19 protein-coding genes are annotated in these 19959 nt (G+C 71.1%); 18 read left to right on the forward strand and 1 reads right to left on the reverse strand.

All coding sequences use genetic code 11. The features are described 5' to 3' along the window. The first annotated feature begins 225 nt into the window (after positions 1 to 225). From nsdA to ftsH, 6 genes are all read left to right on the forward strand, one after another. Positions 226 to 1704, forward strand: coding sequence for a transcriptional repressor NsdA (nsdA, locus tag ACZ6SQ_RS21045; protein WP_469564163.1), 1479 nt, complete (start codon positions 226 to 228; stop codon positions 1702 to 1704). A gap of 404 nt (positions 1705 to 2108) precedes the next feature. Further along, positions 2109 to 3446 carry an ammonium transporter gene (locus ACZ6SQ_RS21050; protein ID WP_469564166.1) on the forward strand — a complete coding sequence of 446 codons (1338 nt, stop codon included), beginning with the start codon at positions 2109 to 2111 and terminating at the stop codon, positions 3444 to 3446. Then, positions 3443 to 3781, forward strand: a complete 339-nt coding sequence (locus ACZ6SQ_RS21055; RefSeq protein WP_003997576.1) for a P-II family nitrogen regulator — start codon at positions 3443 to 3445, stop codon at positions 3779 to 3781. The genes ACZ6SQ_RS21050 and ACZ6SQ_RS21055 overlap by 4 nt, the downstream gene beginning before the upstream one ends. A 22-nt stretch (positions 3782 to 3803) precedes the next feature. Then, positions 3804 to 6251: a [protein-PII] uridylyltransferase gene (locus ACZ6SQ_RS21060; RefSeq protein ID WP_469564172.1), complete on the forward strand. Its 2448-nt coding sequence runs from the start codon at positions 3804 to 3806 to the stop codon at positions 6249 to 6251. An 83-nt stretch (positions 6252 to 6334) separates the two neighbouring features. After that, the gene (ffh, locus tag ACZ6SQ_RS21065; protein ID WP_469564174.1) at positions 6335 to 7885 is read left to right on the forward strand and encodes a signal recognition particle protein; all 1551 of its coding nucleotides are present in this window, start codon (positions 6335 to 6337) and stop codon (positions 7883 to 7885) included. Between the two features lie 143 nt (positions 7886 to 8028). Beyond that, the gene (ftsH, locus tag ACZ6SQ_RS21070) at positions 8029 to 10014 is read left to right on the forward strand and encodes an ATP-dependent zinc metalloprotease FtsH (RefSeq protein WP_469564177.1); all 1986 of its coding nucleotides are present in this window, start codon (positions 8029 to 8031) and stop codon (positions 10012 to 10014) included. 114 nt (positions 10015 to 10128) lie between these two features. Here the strand turns inward: ftsH and ACZ6SQ_RS21075 are convergent, their stop codons facing one another. Further along, positions 10129 to 10980 (reverse strand): SAM-dependent methyltransferase, encoded by an 852-nt coding sequence (locus ACZ6SQ_RS21075; RefSeq protein ID WP_469564180.1) that lies wholly within the window; start codon positions 10978 to 10980, stop codon positions 10129 to 10131. 570 nt (positions 10981 to 11550) lie between these two features. Here ACZ6SQ_RS21075 and ACZ6SQ_RS21080 point away from each other — a divergent pair. From ACZ6SQ_RS21080 to ACZ6SQ_RS21135, 12 genes are all read left to right on the forward strand, one after another. Then, complete coding sequence (locus ACZ6SQ_RS21080) at positions 11551 to 12147, forward strand: hypothetical protein (protein ID WP_386378036.1); 597 nt, start codon at positions 11551 to 11553, stop codon at positions 12145 to 12147. A 411-nt stretch (positions 12148 to 12558) separates the two neighbouring features. Then, positions 12559 to 12981, forward strand: coding sequence for a 30S ribosomal protein S16 (gene rpsP / locus ACZ6SQ_RS21085; RefSeq protein WP_469564183.1), 423 nt, complete (start codon positions 12559 to 12561; stop codon positions 12979 to 12981). 5 nt (positions 12982 to 12986) lie between these two features. Beyond that, positions 12987 to 13226, forward strand: a complete 240-nt coding sequence (locus ACZ6SQ_RS21090; RefSeq protein ID WP_030168271.1) for an RNA-binding protein — start codon at positions 12987 to 12989, stop codon at positions 13224 to 13226. Between the two features lie 112 nt (positions 13227 to 13338). Further along, the gene (rimM, locus tag ACZ6SQ_RS21095) at positions 13339 to 14019 is read left to right on the forward strand and encodes a ribosome maturation factor RimM (protein WP_469564187.1); all 681 of its coding nucleotides are present in this window, start codon (positions 13339 to 13341) and stop codon (positions 14017 to 14019) included. Continuing rightward, positions 14019 to 14852, forward strand: coding sequence for a tRNA (guanosine(37)-N1)-methyltransferase TrmD (gene trmD, locus ACZ6SQ_RS21100; RefSeq protein ID WP_469564190.1), 834 nt, complete (start codon positions 14019 to 14021; stop codon positions 14850 to 14852). Before rimM ends, trmD begins: the two co-directional genes overlap by 1 nt. A gap of 135 nt (positions 14853 to 14987) precedes the next feature. Beyond that, entirely contained in the window at positions 14988 to 15338 is a 351-nt protein-coding gene (gene rplS / locus ACZ6SQ_RS21105) for a 50S ribosomal protein L19 (RefSeq protein ID WP_469564191.1), read from the forward strand. 45 nt (positions 15339 to 15383) lie between these two features. Then, positions 15384 to 16124: a signal peptidase I gene (gene lepB, locus ACZ6SQ_RS21110; RefSeq protein WP_469564194.1), complete on the forward strand. Its 741-nt coding sequence runs from the start codon at positions 15384 to 15386 to the stop codon at positions 16122 to 16124. Further along, a complete protein-coding gene (gene lepB, locus ACZ6SQ_RS21115; RefSeq protein ID WP_469564197.1) occupies positions 16117 to 17211 on the forward strand; it encodes a signal peptidase I in 1095 nt (364 codons plus the stop codon). Before lepB (ACZ6SQ_RS21110) ends, lepB (ACZ6SQ_RS21115) begins: the two co-directional genes overlap by 8 nt. Continuing rightward, complete coding sequence (gene lepB, locus ACZ6SQ_RS21120; RefSeq protein WP_469564201.1) at positions 17099 to 18037, forward strand: signal peptidase I; 939 nt, start codon at positions 17099 to 17101, stop codon at positions 18035 to 18037. The genes lepB (ACZ6SQ_RS21115) and lepB (ACZ6SQ_RS21120) overlap by 113 nt, the downstream gene beginning before the upstream one ends. A gap of 105 nt (positions 18038 to 18142) precedes the next feature. Then, positions 18143 to 18919, forward strand: coding sequence for a signal peptidase I (lepB, locus tag ACZ6SQ_RS21125; RefSeq protein ID WP_469564204.1), 777 nt, complete (start codon positions 18143 to 18145; stop codon positions 18917 to 18919). Next, on the forward strand, positions 18903 to 19496 hold the full coding sequence (locus ACZ6SQ_RS21130) for an NUDIX hydrolase (protein ID WP_469564207.1): 594 nt from the start codon (positions 18903 to 18905) through the stop codon (positions 19494 to 19496). Before lepB (ACZ6SQ_RS21125) ends, ACZ6SQ_RS21130 begins: the two co-directional genes overlap by 17 nt. Before the next feature lie 56 nt (positions 19497 to 19552). Beyond that, positions 19553 to 19861 (forward strand): DUF2469 domain-containing protein, encoded by a 309-nt coding sequence (locus tag ACZ6SQ_RS21135; protein WP_005311352.1) that lies wholly within the window; start codon positions 19553 to 19555, stop codon positions 19859 to 19861. The last annotated feature ends 98 nt before the right edge of the window (positions 19862 to 19959 follow it).

Genomic DNA, 19959 nt, shown 5'->3' on the forward strand with positions numbered 1-19959 from the left:
TGGCGAATGGTGGCGTTTCCCGGATCGCCATGGCTGGAGGGGTGATCGTAGGATTACTTTGAGTGCACAAGACGGTGCGGCACTTGCACTCGTGGGTATGCCGGGGGCAACCCGGTTTCCCGTTCGAAGGGTGGAACTACCGGACGGGCGGCCCGTTTGACGGGCATTCTGATAGGGCTTGACGCAAGGTGGCGGCAAGCGGTCTTCAGGGATGGGGGCGCTCCAGTGGGCGGCAACGGCGGAGGCGGGACGAACGCTGAGAAGCGCCCCAACGAGCTGCTCGGCTCGTGGTTCGTGCGCAGTGGCTGGTCGAAGGGCGAACTGGCACGGCAAGTGAACCGCCGGGCGCGTCAGTTGGGTGCCAACCACATCTCCACCGACACCTCGAGGGTGCGCCGGTGGCTCGACGGGGAGAACCCGCGCGAGCCGATCCCCAGGATCCTGTCCGAGCTGTTCTCCGAGCGCTTCGGCTGTGTCGTCTCCGTCGAGGACCTCGGGCTGCGCGCCGCCCGCCAGACGCCCTCCTCCTCCGGCGTCGACCTGCCCTGGACCGGCCCCCAGACGGTGGCGCTGCTCAGCGAGTTCTCGCGCAGCGACCTGATGCTCGCCCGGCGCGGTTTCCTCGGCACCTCCCTCGCCCTGGCCGCGGGTCCTTCCCTCATCGAGCCCATGCAGCGCTGGCTGGTGCCGGTCGCCCCGGGCCCGGTGCCGCAGCCCGAGACCGGCGGACCCGCACACCGCGCCCGCGGTGAACTGTCCAGGCCCGAGCTGGATCTGCTCGAGTCCACCACCGTGATGTTCCGCCAGTGGGACGCCCAGTGCGGCGGCGGTCTGCGCCGCAAGGCCGTCGTCGGCCAGCTGCACGAGGTCACCGACCTGCTCCAGGAGAGCCAGCCCGAGGGCACCACCCGCCGGCTGTTCAAGGTCGCCGCCGAACTCGCCGAACTGGCGGGCTGGATGTCGTACGACATCGGTCTCCAGCCCACCGCCCAGAAGTACTTCGTCCTCGCGCTGCACGCGGCCAAGGAGGCGGGCGACCGGCCGCTCGGCTCCTACGTGCTCTCCAGCATGAGCCGCCAGATGATCCACCTCGGGCGGCCCGACGACGCCCTGGAGCTGATCCACCTGGCCCAGTACGGCAGCAGGGACTGCGCGAGTCCGCGCACCCAGTCGATGCTGTATGCGATGGAGGCCCGCGCCTACGCCAACATGGGGCAGCCCGGCAAGTGCAAGCGGGCCGTGCGGATGGCCGAGGACACCTTCGGCGAGGCCGACGAGTGGGACGAGCCGGACCCCGACTGGATCCGCTTCTTCTCCGAGGCCGAGCTGTACGGCGAGAACTCCCACTCCTTCCGGGACCTCGCCTACGTGGCCGGCCGCAGCCCCGCCTACGCCTCCCTGGCCGAGCCCCTGATGGAGCGGGCGGTGGAGCTGTTCGCCAAGGACTCCGAGCACCAGCGTTCCTACGCGCTCAACCTCATCGGCATGGCCACCGTGCATCTGCTCCAGCGCGAGCCCGAGCGGAGCACCGTGCTGGCCGCCGAGGCCATGCGGGTGGCCAAGAAGGTGCGTTCCGAGCGCGTGAACACTCGTATCCGAAAGACCGTGGACACCGCCGTACGCGATTTCGGCGACCTCGCCGAGGTGCTCGACCTCACCGACCGGCTCGCGATCGAGCTGCCCGAGACCGCCGAGGCGGTCTGAGGCACCGGCGGCACCACCCCTGAACCCCGGCCGCGGCCGGCCCTCCCGAACTGCCCGACTCGGCTCCCCCATGCCAGTCATTTCGGAAGGCCGCCCGCGGTCGGCCTGTTTTTGCGCCTGAACCGGCGCCGCTCTCGCGGAGGTGGTTGCTCGCCGTCGTGGTTGCTCAATGCGTGGTTGCGGTCCTTCGTGGCGAAGGTTGCGCCACGATAACGATCTCGCGGGCCCGGATCTCGCGATTCACCGAGGCGTAACACACACGGCGCCTTCGTCACCGCCGCGAAACAACGAGGGGCTTCCACCGAAACCGCGCTGCGCGAATCTCATGGCGCATAACCGGCCCACCCCTCAATCCGCTCAAGGCTCTGCCCGCACGGGGCCGTACCAACGACGAGGAGACGCCGATGGCACCAGCCATCACGCTTGCCGCAGAGACGGAGCTCTCTGCCGCCAACACAGGTTTCATGCTCATCTGCTCCGCCCTGGTGATGCTCATGACGCCGGCGCTGGCCTTCTTCTACGGAGGCATGGTCCGGGTCAAGAGCACCCTGAACATGCTGATGATGAGCTTCATCAGCCTCGGGATCGTCACCATCCTGTGGGTGCTCTACGGCTTCTCGCTCGCCTTCGGCACCGACTCCGGCAGCCTCATCGGCTGGAACTCCGACTGGGTCGGCCTCAGCGGGGTCGACAAGGACGAGCTGTGGGGGACGTACAACATCCCGCTCCTCGTCTTCATGGTCTTCCAGCTGATGTTCGCGATCATCACCCCCGCCCTGATAAGCGGTGCGCTCGCGGACCGGGTGAAGTTCAGCGCCTGGGCGCTGTTCATCGCCCTGTGGGCGACCGTCGTCTACTTCCCCGTCGCCCACTGGGTCTGGGGTGAGGGCGGCTGGGCCTTCGACATGGGCGTGATCGACTTCGCCGGTGGTACGGCGGTGCACATCAACGCCGGTGCCGCGGCCCTCGGCGTGATCCTCGTCATCGGCAAGCGCGTCGGCTTCAAGAAGGACCCGATGCGCCCGCACAGCCTTCCCCTGGTGATGCTCGGTGCCGGTCTGCTGTGGTTCGGCTGGTTCGGCTTCAACGCCGGCTCGTGGCTCGGCAACGACGACGGTGTCGGCTCCCTGATGTTCGTCAACACGCAGGTCGCCACCGCCGCCGCCATCCTCGCCTGGCTCGTCTACGAGAAGATCCGCCACGGCGCGTTCACCACGCTGGGCGCCGCCTCCGGTGCCGTCGCCGGTCTGGTCGCCATCACCCCCTCCGGTGGTGCGGTCTCCCCGGTCGGCGCGATCGCCGTCGGTGCCGTCGCCGGTCTGCTGTGCGCCATGGCGGTCGGCCTGAAGTACAAGTTCGGCTACGACGACTCGCTCGACGTCGTCGGAGTCCACCTGGTCGGCGGTGTCGTCGGCTCCCTGCTCGTCGGCCTCCTCGCCAGCGGCAAGGGCCAGTCCGACGTCGAGGGCCTCTTCTACGGCGGCGGCCTGGAGCAGTTCTGGAAGCAGTGCGCCGGAGTCTTCGGTGTCCTCGCCTACTCGCTGGTCGTCTCCGCGATCCTCGCCTTCATCCTCGACAAGACCATCGGCATGCGGGTCTCCGAGGACGACGAGGTCGCCGGCATCGACCAGGCCGAGCACGCCGAGACGGCATACGACTTCAGTGGTGCCGGCGGCGGTGCCGCCCGCACGGCCGCCCCGGCCCCGGTCGCCGACGCTGCGAGCAAGAAGGTGGACGCATGAAGCTCATCACCGCGGTCGTCAAGCCCCACCGGCTCGACGAGATCAAGGAAGCCCTCCAGGCCTTCGGCGTGCACGGTCTGACCGTCACCGAGGCCAGCGGATACGGTCGGCAGCGCGGCCACACCGAGGTCTACCGGGGTGCCGAGTACACCGTCGACCTGGTTCCCAAGATCCGCATCGAGGTGCTGGCCGAGGACGACGACGCCGAGCAGCTGATCGACGTCATCGTCAAGGCCGCCCGCACCGGCAAGATCGGTGACGGGAAGGTCTGGTCCCTGCCGGTCGAGACGGCCGTACGGGTCCGCACCGGCGAGCGCGGCCCGGACGCGCTCTGACACAGAGAACAGGAGTCGCTGGGTGACGAGCACGAACGTTCGTACGGAAGAAGAGGACTCGGGACCCAGCGGCTATGCGGCGGCCCGGCTGCGTCTCCTCACCGAGGAGGCGCGGTCCGGGCCGCCGCGCCGTGCCGCCCTCGCCGGGCTCACCGACGAGTGGCTGGCCGGACTGTTCACCGCCGGCGCCGGACAACTGCGCGGAGTCTCCCTGATCGCCGTCGGCGGCTACGGCCGCGGCGAACTCTCCCCGCGCAGCGACCTCGACCTGCTCCTGCTGCACGACGGCACCGACCCCGACGCGGTGGCCGCGCTCGCCGACCGCGTCTGGTACCCGGTCTGGGACCTCGGACTCGCCCTCGACCACTCCGTGCGCACCCCGGCCGAGGCGCGCCGGACCGCGGGGGAGGACCTCAAGGTCCAGCTCGGCCTGCTGGACGCCCGGCACCTCGCCGGCGACCTCGGCCTCACCGCCTCACTGCGCACCACCGTCCTCGCCGACTGGCGCAACCAGGCCCCCAGACGCCTGCCCGAACTCCAGGAACTGTGCGCCGAACGCGCCGAACGCCAGGGCGAGCTCCAGTACCTCCTGGAACCCGACCTCAAGGAGGCCCGCGGCGGGCTGCGCGACGCCACCGCCCTGCGCGCGGTCGCCGCCTCCTGGCTCGCCGACGCCCCGCGCGAGGGCCTCGACGACGCCCGGCGCCACCTCCTCGACGTCCGTGACGCCCTCCATCTCGCCACCGGGCGCGCCACCGACCGGCTCGCCCTCCAGGAACAGGACCAGGTCGCCGCCGGGCTCGGCCTCCTCGACGCCGACACCCTGCTGCGCCAGGTCTACGAGGCCGCCCGGGTCATCTCCTACGCCAGCGACGTCACCTGGCGCGAAGTCGGCCGGGTGCTGCGCTCGCGCGCGGTACGGCCGCGGCTGCGCGCCATGCTGGGCGGCGGCAAGCCGGTCGCCGAGCGTTCCCCACTGGCCGAGGGAGTCGTCGAGCAGGAGGGCGAGGTGGTGCTCGCCCGCGCCGCCCGCCCCGAGCGCGACCCGGTGCTGCCGCTGCGCGCCGCGGCCGCCGCCGCCCAGGCCGGCCTGCCGCTCTCCCTGCACGCCGTCCGGCGGCTCGCCGCGACCGTGCGCCCGCTGCCCACGCCCTGGCCCGCCGAGGCGCGCGAGCAGCTCGTCACCCTGCTCGGCTCCGGCCGCCCCACCGTCGAGGTCTGGGAGGCACTGGAGGCCGAGGGCCTGATCACCCGCATCCTGCCGGACTGGGAGCGGGTGCGCTGCCGCCCGCAGCGCAACGCCGTGCACGTGTGGACCGTCGACCGGCATCTCATCGAGACCGCGGTGCGCGCCTCCGAGTTCACCCGCCGCGTCAGCCGCCCCGACCTGCTGCTGGTCGGCGCGCTGCTGCACGACATCGGCAAGGGCTGGCCCGGCGACCACTCCGTGGCCGGTGAGATCATCGCCCGCGACGTGGCGACCAGGATCGGCTTCGACCGCTCCGACGTCGCCTGCCTCGCCACCCTCGTACGGCAGCATCTGCTGCTCATCGAGACGGCCACCCGGCGCGACCTGGAGGACCCCGCCACCGTGCGGGCCGTCGCCGAGGCGGTCGGCTCCCAGAGCACGCTGGAGCTGCTGCACGCCCTGACCGAGGCGGACGCCCTGGCCACCGGCCCGGCGGCCTGGTCCTCCTGGCGCGGCTCGCTCGTCGCCGACCTGGTCAAACGCGTCTCCGCGGTGCTCGCCGGGGACACCGCCGACGAGCCCGAGGCCGCCGCCCCGACCGCCGAGCAGGAACGGCTCGCCATCGAGGCGTTCCGCACCGGCGGCCCCGTGCTCGCGCTGCGCGCGCAGACCGAGCCGCCGGCCGGGGAGACCGCGGCGGAGGGGCCCGAGCCGCTGGGCGTGGAGCTGCTGATGGCCGTACCGGACCAGCCGGGGGTGCTGCCCGCCGCCGCGGGCGTCCTCGCCATGCACCGGCTCACCGTCCGCACGGCCGAGCTGCGCGCCCTGGACCTGCCCGAGGGCGTCGACGGCTCGGTCCTGGTGCTGAACTGGCGCGTCGCCGCCGAGTACGGCTCCCTGCCGCAGGCCGCCCGGCTGCGCGCCGATCTCGTCCGTGCCCTGGACGGCTCGCTGGACGTGGCCGGGCGCCTCGCCGAGCGGGACGCGGCCTACCCGAGGCGCCGCGGGGTCGTCGCCCCGCCGCCGCACGTGACGGTGGCCCCGGCCGCCTCGCGCCACGCCACGGTCATCGAGGTGCGTGCCCAGGACGCCCCCGGCCTGCTGTTCCGGATCGGCCGGGCCCTGGAGGACGCGGCGGTCCGGGTGCGCAGCGCCCATGTCTCCACGCTCGGCGCGAACGCCGTCGACGCCTTCTACGTCACGGGCGAGGAGGGCGCCCCGCTGCCGGGGGAGGAGGCCGCCTCGGTGGCGCGGAAGCTGGAGGAGACTTTGCGGGGCTGACCGGGGAGACCCGGTGACCTGTGTCGCCGGGATACTCTGGAGGGCAGCCCAGACCGATTCCGACCCCGAGGACCGACGCCACCGTGTTCGATACTCTCTCCGACCGCCTCAGCGCGACTTTCAAAAATCTCCGCGGCAAGGGCAGGCTCAGCGAGGCGGATATCGACGCCACGGCGCGTGAAATCCGTATCGCCCTCCTCGAAGCGGACGTGGCCCTCCCGGTCGTCCGGACGTTCATCAAGAACGTCAAGGAGCGTGCCCTCGGTGCCGACGTCTCCAAGGCGCTGAACCCCGCCCAGCAGGTCCTCAAGATCGTCAACGAGGAACTGGTCAGGATCCTCGGCGGCGAGACCCGTCGGCTGCGGTTCGCCAAGCAGCCGCCGACGGTCATCATGCTGGCCGGTCTCCAGGGTGCCGGTAAGACCACCCTCGCGGGCAAGCTCGGCCGCTGGCTGAAGGAGCAGGGCCACTCGCCGCTGCTCGTCGCCTGTGACCTCCAGCGCCCCAACGCCGTGAACCAGCTCAGCGTCGTCGCCGAGCGCGCCGGTGTGGCCGTCTACGCGCCGGAGCCGGGCAACGGCGTCGGTGACCCGGTCAAGGTCGCCAAGGACTCCGTCGACTTCGCCAAGGCCAAGGTCCACGACATCGTCATCGTCGACACCGCGGGCCGCCTCGGTATCGACCAGGAGATGATGCAGCAGGCCGCGGACATCCGTGACGCGGTCGGCCCCGACGAGATCCTCTTCGTCGTCGACGCCATGATCGGTCAGGACGCGGTCAACACCGCCGAGGCCTTCCGTGACGGCGTCGGCTTCGACGGTGTGGTGCTCTCCAAGCTCGACGGTGACGCCCGCGGTGGCGCGGCCCTGTCGATCCGCGAGGTCACCGGCAAGCCGATCATGTTCGCGTCGAACGGCGAGAAGCTCGACGAGTTCGACGCGTTCCACCCTGACCGGATGGCCTCGCGCATCCTCGACATGGGTGACCTGCTCACCCTGATCGAGCAGGCGGAGAAGACGTTCAGCCAGGAAGAGGCCCAGAAGATGGCCTCCAAGCTGGCGTCGAAGAAGGGCCAGGACTTCACCCTGGACGACTTCCTGGCTCAGATGGAGCAGGTCAGGAAGATGGGCTCGATCAGCAAGCTGCTCGGCATGCTGCCGGGCATGGGCCAGATCAAGGACCAGATCAACAACATCGACGAGCGTGACGTCGACCGTACGGCCGCGATCATCAAGTCGATGACCCCGGCCGAGCGCCAGGAACCGACGATCATCAACGGCTCGCGCCGCGCCCGTATCGCCCGGGGTTCCGGTGTCGAGGTCAGCGCGGTGAAGAACCTGGTCGAGCGGTTCTTCGAGGCCCGCAAGATGATGTCGCGCATGGCCCAGGGCGGCGGGATGCCCGGCATGCCGGGGATGCCGGGCATGGGTGGCGGTCCGGGCCGTACGAAGAAGCAGCCGAAGCAGGCCAAGGGCAAGCAGCGCTCCGGCAATCCGATGAAGCGCAAGCAGCAGGAGCAGGAGGAGGCCGCCCGCCGCGCGGCCGCCGCCGAGGGCGGTGCCTTCGGGCTGCCGGGCCAGCAGGCGGGCCAGGACTTCGAGCTGCCGGACGAGTTCAAGAAGTTCATGGGCTGACACGGCTCCGCGCGAGGGCCGACGAGGCCCGGTGCGTACGTCCCCAGGGGGCGCTCTCCGACGGAGGGCGCCCCCTGGTCGTAGCGGACGCGGAGGCCCTAGATCCGCATGCTTGTGCGGCTTTCCTGTCGTAACGTCCGCTTATGAGCAACCCGGCGCCGCCGCGCAAGTCCCCCGACCAGCCCTGGCGCACCGAGGGCACGCCCGAGGAGCCGCCCAGGTCCTCGCCGGGCGGACGCCGGCCGCGCGGCGGCTGGTGGAACCTGATCATCGCCGCGCTGATCGTGTACCTGATCGCCAACCTGGTGCTGTCGTTCCTCGACGAGGGGGACGAGCCGACGATCTCGTACACGGAGTTCAGCAAGCAGGTCGACGCCGGGAACGTCAGCAAGATCTACTCCAAGGGCGACGCCATCCAGGGGCAGCTCAAGGAGAAGCGGGACCGGCCGGACCACGACGGCACGTACACCAAGTTCAAGACGCAGCGGCCGTCCTTCGCGGACGACCAGCTGTGGGAGAACCTGGACCGGCACAACGTGACGGTCACGGCGGAGCCGGTCGTCCAGCAGCGCAGTTTTCTCGTCAATCTGCTGATCTCCCTGGCGCCGATGCTGCTGCTGGTCGTCCTGTGGATCTTCATCGCGCGGCGGATGCGCCAGGGCATGGGCGGCGCGGGCGGCATGTTCGGGCGCAAGCCGCCGCCGAAGCCGGTCGAGCTGGAGCCGGGGGCGACGCGGACCACGTTCGACGACATCGCCGGCATCGACGAGGTCGAGGGCGAGCTCAACGACGTCGTGGACTTCCTCAAGAACCCGGACGCCTACCGCCGTATGGGCGCCAAGATGCCCCGGGGCGTGCTGCTCGCGGGGCCGCCCGGCACGGGCAAGACCCTGCTGGCGCGGGCGGTCGCGGGGGAGGCGGGGGTGCCGTTCTTCTCGGCGTCCGCCTCGGAGTTCATCGAGATGATCGTGGGCGTGGGCGCGTCCCGGGTGCGGGAGCTGTTCGCCGAGGCCCGCAAGGTGGCGCCGTCGATCATCTTCATCGACGAGATCGACACCATCGGCCGGGCCCGCGGCGCCGGCGCGGGCGTCGGCGGCCACGACGAACGCGAGCAGACGCTCAACCAGATCCTGACCGAGATGGACGGCTTCTCCGGCTCCGAGGGCGTCATCGTCATCGCCGCCACCAACCGCGCGGACGTCCTGGACCCGGCCCTCACGCGCCCCGGCCGTTTCGACCGGGTCGTCAGCGTCTCGCCTCCGGACCGCGGGGGCCGCGAGGCCATCCTGGAGATCCACACCCGGCAGATCCCCATGGCCGAGGACGTGAACCTCGGCCAGGTCGCCCGCACCACCCCCGGCATGACCGGTGCCGAACTGGCCAACCTCGCCAACGAGGCCGCCCTGCTCGCCGTCAAGCGGGGGCAGCACCAGGTCACCCAGTCCGATCTGTCGGAGGCGCTGGAGAAGGTCCAGCTCGGCGCCGAACGGCCGCTGGTCATGCCCCTGGAGGAGCGCCGCAGGACGGCCTACCACGAGAGCGGGCACGCGCTGCTCGGCATGCTCCAGCCGGGCGCCGACCCGGTCCGCAAGGTCACCATCGTGCCGCGCGGCCGCGCGCTAGGCGTGACCCTGTCGACGCCGGAATCGGACAAGTACGCGTACACGGAGGAGTATCTGCGCGGCCGGATCATCGGCGCGCTCGGCGGCATGGCGGCGGAACACGTCGTCTTCGGCGTCGTCACGACCGGCGCCGAGAACGACCTGGAGCAGGTCACGAACATCGCGCGCGGGATGGTCGCCCGCTGGGGCATGAGCGAGCGGGTGGGCCGTCTGTCGGCCCTGCCGGGCGAAGCCCAGCAGGCGTACGGCCTGGCGGCGGCCCCGGGGACCCTCGACGTCATCGACGGCGAGATGCGGCGGATCGTCGACGACTGCTACGACGAGGCCTGCCGCAAGCTGCGCGACCACCGCGGTCAGCTCGACGCGCTGGCTGCGGCGCTGCTGGAGCGCGAGACGCTGGAGGAGGCGGACGCGTACCGGATCGCCGGGATCACCCGGCTGGGCAAGGAGGGCGGGAACGGCCAGGTCGGCGGGAACGCGCAGGAGGGCGTGGACGGGACGGCTTGAGGGCGCGCTCGGCCGGTGCCGGTGCCGGTTCCGTCGCCCGGGGCGTGCGCGTGAGCGGGTGGGGGCCGCTGTCGCTGTAGAGGGTGTCCGTGACCGAGGGAGGGCCGCTGTCGCCTATGGCACGCGGGCGATCAGGTAGCGGAAGACGTTGGGCATCCACACCGTGCCGTCCGGGCGCCGGTAGGGGTGCAGCGCCTCCGACAGTTCCTTGTCGACCTGCTCCCGGTCGCCGACGGCCGCGTCGAACAGGCCCGTCGACATCAGCCCGCGCACCGCGCTGTCCAGGTCGGCGTACCCGAACACGCAGGTGACCCGGCCCGAGCCGTCGGGCCGCAGGCCTGCCCGCTGGGCGATGTCCTCCAGGTCGTCGCGCCGGGCGCCGCGCCAGCCGCCCGCGCAGCGCGGCGGATCGGCGGGTCCGAGCAGCGAGCGCAGCACCGTCGAGGTGGTGCAGCGTTCCGGCGGGCCCCAGCCGGTCAGCACCACGGCGGCGCCGCGATCGGCCATCCGGGCGGTCGGGGCGAGCACTTCGCCGAGCCCCTCCGCGTCGCCCTCCACGCAGCCGACCGGCTCGAACGCGGTGACCAGGGTGTACCGGGGTGCCTCGTCGGCGCCCGGAGCCGGGTCCGTGTGCTCGACGATGCGGGCCCGGCCGGGTGCGGGTGCCCCGGGGTCGGCGGGGAGCAGGCGCTCCCGGGCCAGGGCGAGCCGTTCGGGGGAGGAGGGGTCGGTCCCGGTGATCGCGGCGCCCCGGGACCGCGCCATCAGCAGGGCCAGTCCGCTGCCGCAGCCGAGGCCGAGGAGCCGGGTCGCCGGGCCCACGTCGAGCCTTTCGTACACGGCCTCGTAGAGCGGGACGAGCATCCGTTCCTGGATCTCCGACCAGTCACGCGCGCGTGCCCGCGGATCCACCCGGGGATGCGGTCCCGAGTGAGGCCGGTGCTGCCGCACGAGCGTAGGTGTCATGAAAAGCGCCCCAATCCGAGAGAGGTGATGGCGGGCCGCGCTCCGGGCCCGCGAGTCGTGCGCTCGTCCCCCCGTATGCCAGGTAACTCCCGCCTCGCGGTGCCGTCCAGTGGTCGAGTGGCCCTGCTTGAGGACCGGTCGCGCATGTGGCGAGATTTCACCTTCCGGCAATATGCGCCGGTACGGTGTCGATCGACAGGCGCGCGTCGCGCGCGGCGCAACCGGCCGTCGGGGAAGGGCCGGTGAGGGCGGGCGGGAACGCGCCCGGTAACGTCGCCGCCGTCGCCGGCGCTGAGCGGAATACACGGGTGGCCGACCGAAGTACGTGCGAGGCGGCCGAAACGCCCCTTGCGCTTTCGCGGGCCACGGCCACCACGTCTCGTACGACCGGCCTACGCGCAGGATCGTAGGGGTTACTACGCACCGGCTTGATATGAGGTGCGAGGCTTCTCCGCAGATCAGCGCACCCGCCCTCGTCGGGGCGCATCAGTGGCAACTGACGGGTACGTGCAAATTATTTGGGATGGCCCGGAATAGGAACACGGCGGCCCTCTGGATCGTTGTCATTACGTGAGCACGACACAGACACCACCTGTTCTCGCAGCGGAGCTGGCACAGGCGTGGGCCGATATTCAGCGGTACCACCCCGAACTGCCGGACCTCGCCGCCCCCGAGTCCCTCATCGGGGAGTCCTCGTCCGCGTGCGGTCACGAGCTCTCCTTCGAACGGCTGCTCCATGAGGCCGTCCACGGCATCGCAGCCTCGCGCGGGGTGCGTGACACCTCCCGCGCGGGCCGGTACCACAACCGCAGATTCCTCGCGATCGCCGAGGAGCTGGGCCTGGACCATCCCGACGAGCCGCACCCGAGCAGCGGCTTCTCGCTGGTCACGCTCAACCCCGAGGCGAAGCGGCGCTACCGGCCGACGATCGAGCGGCTCCAGCGGGCCCTGAAGGCGCACACGGCCGCCACCTCAGCCGACACGGCCCGGTCGTTCCGGGGCCCGGCGGCCCGCCACGGCTCGTCCGGTGGCGGTGTGAGGGTGAAGGCCGTCTGCGACTGCGGGCGCAATGTGCGCGTGGTCCCGTCGGTCCTCGCCCAGGCGCCGATCGTGTGCGGGGGCTGCGGCAAGCCGTTCCGGATTCCCGAGGTGGCCGGGGCGGCGTAACGCCCGACACGGGACACCGGCAACTCGTGGCTGTCGGTGCGGTGGGGCGGTGAGGGTGCCGCGCGTGGGGGACGAGCACGTGCGGCACCTCGGCATGCGCTCGTCCGGCGGGCGGCGAGGGGCTCGGTCGTGCGCTCGGCCCGGCCGTCGAGGCTTCGGGCGGCGCCTGCCGCCAGGGGTTCGGCCGCGTGCCCGGCCCGGCTGGCGGGGCCTCGGTACGTACTCCGTCGGGCTGTCAGGGCCTGGGTCGGAGGGGCTCCCCGGCGTGTGGCACAATGGCTAGCTGTACTCGACAGTCGCACAGGACCCCTCTCTCCTCCGGCTGACGCGTCCGTCGGGCCACTCGGGTACCGCAGCCCCACGCGGCATACCGTGTGCTCCACCACGTCAAATCCAGGAGAATCCACTCCCGTGGCAGTCAAGATCAAGCTGAAGCGTCTGGGCAAGATCCGTTCGCCTCACTACCGCATCGTCGTCGCCGACTCCCGCACCCGCCGTGACGGCCGTGCGATCGAGGAGATCGGCAAGTACCACCCGACCTACAACCCGTCGGTCATGGAGGTGGACGCCGACCGCGTGGCGTACTGGCTGGGTGTCGGCGCGCAGCCGACCGAGCCCGTGCTCGCCATCCTGAAGAAGACCGGCGACTGGCAGAAGTTCAAGGGCGAGCCCGCCCCGGCGCCGCTGCTCGTCGCCGAGCCCAAGAAGGCCCGCCCGTCGTTCGACGCCCTCGGTGGCGACGACGAGGGCAAGGGTGAGGCCATCACCCAGAAGAAGAAGGCCGAGAAGAAGGACGAGGCCGCTGCCGAGTCCTCCGAGTCGACCGAGGCCTGAGCACCATGCTCGAAGAGGCGCTTGAGCACCTCGTGAAGGGCATCGTCGACAACCCCGACGATGTGCAGGTCGCCTCGCGCAACCTGCGCCGCGGGCGGGTGCTCGAGGTCCGGGTCCACCCGGACGACCTCGGCAAGGTGATCGGCCGCAACGGCCGCACCGCACGCGCTCTGCGCACCGTCGTGGGCGCCATCGGCGGCCGCGGTGTCCGTGTCGACCTCGTCGACGTGGACAACATCCGCTGACGCTTCAGGCGAAGCGGACCTCGTCCGCTCACGCTTCAGGCAACCGGCTCGGGCCGGGGAGGGCCACTGGGCCGTCCCCGGCCCGTAGTCGTATGACAGGAGATCTGTACACGTGCAGCTGGTAGTCGCGCGGATCGGCCGCGCCCATGGCATCAAGGGCGAGGTCACCGTCGAGGTGCGTACCGACGAGCCCGAGCTGCGGCTCGCGCCGGGCGCCGTCCTGGCCACCGACCCGGCCTCCACCGGGCCGCTCACCATCGCCACCGGCCGCGTCCACAGCGGCCGCCTGCTCCTGCGCTTCGAGGGCGTCGCCGACCGCACCGGCGCCGAGGTGCTGCGCAACACGCTCCTCATCGCCGAGGTGGACCCGGAGGAGCTGCCCGAGGAAGAGGACGAGTACTACGACCACCAGCTGATGGACCTGGACGTGGTCACCACGGACGGCGTCGAGGTCGGCCGGATCACGGAGATCTCGCACCTGCCCTCCCAGGACCTCTTCATCGTCGAGCGGGCGGACGGCACCGAGGTGATGATCCCCTTCGTGCAGGAGATCGTCGTCGAGATCGACCTGGAGGAGCAGCGGGCCGTCGTCGACCCGCCGCCCGGGCTGATCGACGACCGCGCGGAGATCGCCTCCACCCGGGACGCCGACGGCGACACGGCGGCTGCGGACGACACCACGGGCGCGGACGGCGGCGACAGGGCCGCTGCGGACGACGCGGCGGCCTCCGGCGGCGGCAAGACCGCTGCGGACGACGCGGAGGCGGCCGGCGGCGACGGGGACGACGACTGATGCGGCTCGACGTCGTCACGATCTTCCCCGAGTACCTGGCGCCGCTGAACGTCTCCCTGGTCGGCAAGGCACGCGCGCGTGGCCGCCTGGACGTGCGGCTGCACGACCTGCGGTCCTGGACGTACGACCGCCACAACACGGTCGACGACACGCCCTACGGCGGCGGCCCCGGCATGGTCATGAAGACGGACCCCTGGGGCGACGCCCTGGACTCGGTGCTGGCCGACGGCTACGAGTCGGGGGCCGGCGCGCCGGCGCTGATCGTGCCCACCCCCAGTGGCCGGCCCTTCACCCAGGAACTGGCCGTCGAGCTCTCCGAGCGCCCCTGGCTGGTCTTCACCCCGGCCCGCTACGAGGGCATCGACCGGCGGGTCGTCGACGAGTACGCCACCCGGATGCCGGTCTACGAGGTGTCCATCGGCGACTACGTCCTGGCCGGCGGCGAGGCGGCCGTCCTGGTCATCACCGAGGCCGTGGCCCGGCTGCTGCCCGGGGTGCTGGGCAACGCCGAGTCGCACCGGGACGACTCCTTCGCGCCCGGCGCGATGGCGAACCTCCTGGAGGGGCCCGTCTACACCAAGCCGCCGGTGTGGCGGGACCGGGACATCCCCGAGGTGCTGCTCAGCGGCCACCACGGGAAGATCGCCCGCTGGCGCCGTGACGAGGCCCTGCGGCGCACCACGGCCAACCGTCCCGACCTGATCGAGCGCTGCGACCCGAAGACCTTCGACAAGAAGGACCGGGAGATGCTGTCCATCCTCGGCTGGGCCCCGGACCCGGAGGGCGAGCGGTTCGGCCGATTTTGGCGGCGGGTCGAGGACGTGGAAGAATAGGGCGCTGTTGTGCGCCGTCCGGCGTGCGCCCCTGCCGCAGGGGGACACGACGTCCGCTCCGACCCGCACGGCTTTTCCACCAGAACATCTAGTTTCCGTTGATGACCTGTGGCATCAGCGAAGAAAGCAGACGAAATGTCTCACCTGCTCGACACCGTCGACGCCGCGTCGCTGCGCACCGACGTCCCGGCCTTCCGCCCGGGTGACACCGTCAACGTCCACGTCCGCGTCATCGAGGGCAACCGCTCCCGTGTGCAGCAGTTCAAGGGCGTTGTGATCCGTCGCCAGGGTTCCGGCGTGCGCGAGACCTTCACGGTCCGCAAGGTCTCCTTCTCCGTCGGCGTCGAGCGCACCTTCCCGGTGCACACCCCGATCGTGGAGAAGATCGAGCTCGTCACCCGCGGTGACGTGCGTCGCGCCAAGCTGTACTACCTGCGCGACCTGCGCGGCAAGGCGGCGAAGATCAAGGAGAAGCGCGAGAACTGATCTCGCGTCGGGGTTCACATCGGGGCCGGATAACATCTGGCCCCGATGGACACCGAAGCTCAGCCGACGGAGCGCGACCGCTCCTCCGGACCCGGGACACCGGGGCCGGAGGGACGGTCGCGTTTCGCGTTGGTGTCGCGGATCACCCCCTGGCTGCCCGGCGGCGGGATCACCCTGTCGCTGCTGGTCTGCCTGCTGTTCCTGCTGCTCGTCAACGTGTTCGTGGCGAAGCCGTTCCAGATCCCCAGCGGGTCGATGGAGCAGGGATTGAGGGTCGGGGACCGCGTTCTCGTAAATAAGTTGGCGTACCGTTTCGGTGCCGAACCCCGGCGCGGGGACGTAGTCGTCTTCGACGGCACCGGGTACTTCGGGAACGCCGACTACATCAAACGCGTCGTAGGCGTAGAGGGAGACCGCGTGGTCTGCTGTGACAGGGAGGGCAGGATCGAGGTGAACGGCCGACAGGTCGACGAGTCGACTTTCCTGTACCCCGGTGACAGCGCGTCCTCGGTGTCCTTCGAGGTGGTCGTGCCGGAGGGACGGCTGTTCCTCCTCGGCGACCACCGCAGCGAATCCAGCGACTCCCGCGACCATCTGGGCTCACCCGGCGGCGGCATGGTGCCCGTCGGTGCGGTGATCGGCCGGGCCGAGGGGATCGTGTGGCCGTTCGGGCACGTGGGCCGGCTGGAGCGGCCGGACGCGTACGCGCGAGTGCCCGGGGCGAGCGGCTCCGCCGGCACGGGCCAGGATCCGGCAGGGACGGCCTCGGGTGGTGCGCGTGGGTAACCGCGGAAAGCCCCGTGGCGTGGCGACCAGCGCCGCCGAGGACCTGCTGCCGACCGGCACCCGACGCTCGTCCGGCGCCTCCTCGAGCCGCAGCCGCGTCGACCGGCGCAAGCTCCAGCGCAAGGTGAAGCGACGGCGGCGCCGCTCCGCGATCAAGGAGATACCGCTCCTGGCCGGAGTGGCGGTGCTGATAGCGCTGGTGCTGAAGACGTTCCTGGTGCAGGCCTTCGTGATCCCGTCCGGCTCCATGGAGCAGACGATCCAGATCGGCGACCGGGTCCTGGTGGACAAGCTCACACCGTGGTTCGGCTCCGAGCCCCAGCGCGGTGACGTCGTCGTCTTCAAGGACCCCGGGGGCTGGCTGCGCAGCGAGCAGCCGACCCGGAAGAAGGACGACCCGGTCGTCGTGAAGCAGGTCAAGCAGGCGCTGACCTTCATCGGCCTGCTGCCGTCCGAGGACGAGAAGGACCTGATCAAGCGGGTCGTCGGCGTCGGCGGCGACCGTGTCGTGTGCTGTGACGCGCAGGGCCGGGTGACCGTCAACGGCATGCCGCTGAACGAGACCACCTACCTGCATCCGGGCAACGTCCCCTCCGAATCCAAGTTCGACATCACGGTGCCCGAGGGCCGTCTGTGGGTGATGGGCGACCACCGTTCCGACTCCGCGGACTCCCGCGCCCACCAGGACCAGGACTACGGCGGCACGGTGTCGGTCGACGAGGTGGTGGGACGCGCCGTCGTCATCGGCTGGCCCGTCAACCACTGGACCGGTCTGGACGAGCCGCAGACCTTCTCCGCCGTGCCCGACTCCACGCCCGGGTCGACCGCTGCTCCTCCGCTGTCGCATAGGGTTGCCTCCGACGATCCGAACGCCATGACCCAGCTCCCGAGCCCTGCGGAACTCCCGCTCGTTATCGGAGTGGTGGGCCTGCACCGGATGAGGCACAGGCGGCGGCACAGAGTGAGGAGTTGGCGTGGGGGATGTGGCGGTTGGCGCACGGTCCGGGCACGACGGCGAGGAACACCGCGGACGGCCCGGGGACGCGACCGGCCCCTCGGCGGACCGCGTCATGAACCCCGGGAGTGACGCCGGTACGACCGAGGGCGGCACGGTGACGGACGAACAGACCCCCGAGGGCACGCGCCCCGCGGAACCGAGGAAGAAGCAGCGTTCCTTCTGGAAGGAACTGCCGATCCTGATCGGTATCGCGCTCGTACTGGCGCTGCTGATCAAGACGTTCCTGGTGCAGGCTTTCTCGATCCCCTCCGACTCGATGCAGAACACTCTTCAGCAGGGTGACCGGGTCCTGGTCGACAAGCTGACCCCGTGGTTCGGCTCCGAGCCCGAGCGCGGCGAGGTCGTCGTCTTCCACGACCCGGACAACTGGCTGGCAGGTGAGCCCACGCCCGACCCGAACGCCCTCCAGACGGTCCTCAGCTGGATCGGCCTCATGCCCTCCGCGGAGGAGAAGGACCTGATCAAGCGGGTCGTCGGTGTCGGCGGCGACACCGTCGAGTGCGCCGGCACCGGCCCGCTGAAGGTCAACGGCAAGCCGCTGGACGAGCCCTACGTCTACCCGGGCAACACGCCGTGCAGCGACGACGACCAGGGCGGCCGCTTCAAGGTGACGGTCCCCGAGGGCTTCATCTGGGTGATGGGCGACCACCGCCAGAACTCCCGCGACTCGCGCTACAACCAGTCGGACTCCCACCACGGCATGGTGCCCGTGGAGAAGGTCGTCGGCCGCGCCATCGTCAAGGCCTGGCCCATCAACCGCTGGGGCACGCTGCCCGTGCCGGACAGCCTCGAGGAGGTCGACAGGAGCTCGGCGGCCCCGGCGGCTGTGGCGCCCCAGGCGCTGGCGCTCGTGGGTGTGCTTCCGATCGCCGTGTGGCGCCGCCGGCGCAAGTGACACCGAGCGCGGCCCCGCCCTGTGCCATCAGCCCCTTCCCGCGTGACCTCGGTCGCGTGAGAGGGGGCTGACCGCTTCCCGTACCGCCGGGTAGGGTGCGGACCCATGGGTGCTGAGAGTGCGACAGATACGGCCCCGCGGAGCGGCGGGACGGGCGACGGCGAGGCGGGCGGCCGGGCCGGGCAGGTGCTGTCCGGGCTGGCGGTGGCGCTGGGCCTGGTGCTGTTCCTCGCCGGCTTCGGCTGGGGTGCGGTCGTCTACCGGCCGTACACCGTTCCCACGCGGTCGATGAGCCCCACCATCGAGGCGGGCGACCGGGTGCTGGCGGAGCGCGTGGACGGCGACGAGATCCGCCGGGGCGACGTGGTGGTCTTCAAGGACGCTGCCTGGGCGAACGCGCCGCTGGTCAAGCGGGTCGTCGGGATCGGCGGGGACACCGTCGCCTGCTGCACGGACGGCCGGCTGACGGTCAACGGCAAGGAGATCGACGAGCCCTATCTGCCCGAGGGCGAGGCTGCGGAGAGCATGGCGTTCCCCACGGTGACCGTCCCCAAGGACCGGGTCTTCCTGCTCGGTGACGAGCGCGCGGGCTCGCTGGACTCCACCGCCCACCTCCAGGACGCGGCCAGCGGCACGGTCGCGCGCTCCGCGATCGACGGCCGGATCGACGCCGTCGCCTGGCCGATGGACGGCCTGCTGCCCCGCCCGACCGGGTTCGAGGCGCTGGGCGGGGAACTGTCCGAGCCGGGGCCGTTCCGGATGCTCGTCGGCATGATCGCCGGCGGGGCCGTGCTGGTCATGGCCGGTGCCGCGTACGGGCCCGTCGCCAAGCGGGTCGGCGGTGCGCGCAGGCGGCGGACGGTGGATGCCGGTGCCGCCTGAGGTGGCGCCGCAGTCCTCGGCGAGCGGGCCGCGGCGTCCGTACGGCGGTGCCCCCCAGGACTCGTCCGGTGGCGGCGCGCGGGATTCGTACGACGGCGGTCTGCGGAAGGTCGCCCGGGTCGTGCTGCTCGATCCGCGGGACCGGGTGCTGCTGCTCCACGGTCATGAACCGGACGATCCGGCGAACGACTGGTGGTTCACTCCCGGCGGGGGAGTGGAGGGCGACGAGACGCGCGCGGACGCCGCGCTGCGGGAACTCGTCGAGGAGACGGGGATCACCGAGGTCGAGCTCGGGCCCGTGCTGTGGCGGCGCAGATGCTCGTTCCCCTTCGCGGGACGCCGCTGGGACCAGGACGAGTGGTACTACCTGGCCCGTACGACCCAGACCGCGACCAGGGCCACGGCACTGACGGAACTGGAGCGGGCCAGCGTCGCCGGAGCCCGGTGGTGGGCGTGTGAGGAACTCGCCTGGACGCATGAGACGGTGTACCCGACCAGACTCGCCGGGCTGCTGCGCACGCTGCTCGACGAAGGTCCCCCGGCCCGTCCCGTCACCCTTGACACGGAAATCGTCTAGAGGGCCGCGAGGCTGGCGCACAATGGGTGGATCGCACGGCTGAAGGGGAACATGCCATGAGCGCGGAGGACCTCGAGAAGTACGAGACCGAGATGGAGCTCAAGCTCTATCGCGAGTACCGCGACGTCGTCGGTCTGTTCAAGTACGTGATCGAGACCGAGCGGCGCTTCTACCTGACCAATGACTACGAGATGCAGGTGCACTCGGTCCAGGGTGAGGTCTTCTTCGAGGTTTCCATGGCCGACGCCTGGGTCTGGGACATGTACCGGCCGGCTCGGTTCGTCAAACAGGTGCGGGTGCTCACGTTCAAGGACGTGAACATCGAGGAGCTCAACAAGAGCGATCTGGAGCTGCCGGGGAGCTGAGCCCCTGGGGTGGGCCTTTTCAGCCGGGGCTGTGAAGGCGGGCTCCTTCCGCGGGGGTGCGGGAGCGGGCGCTTTCGGCCGGGCGTGCGAAGGCGGGC

It is taken from the genome of Streptomyces sp. NPDC048600, assembly GCF_055587025.1.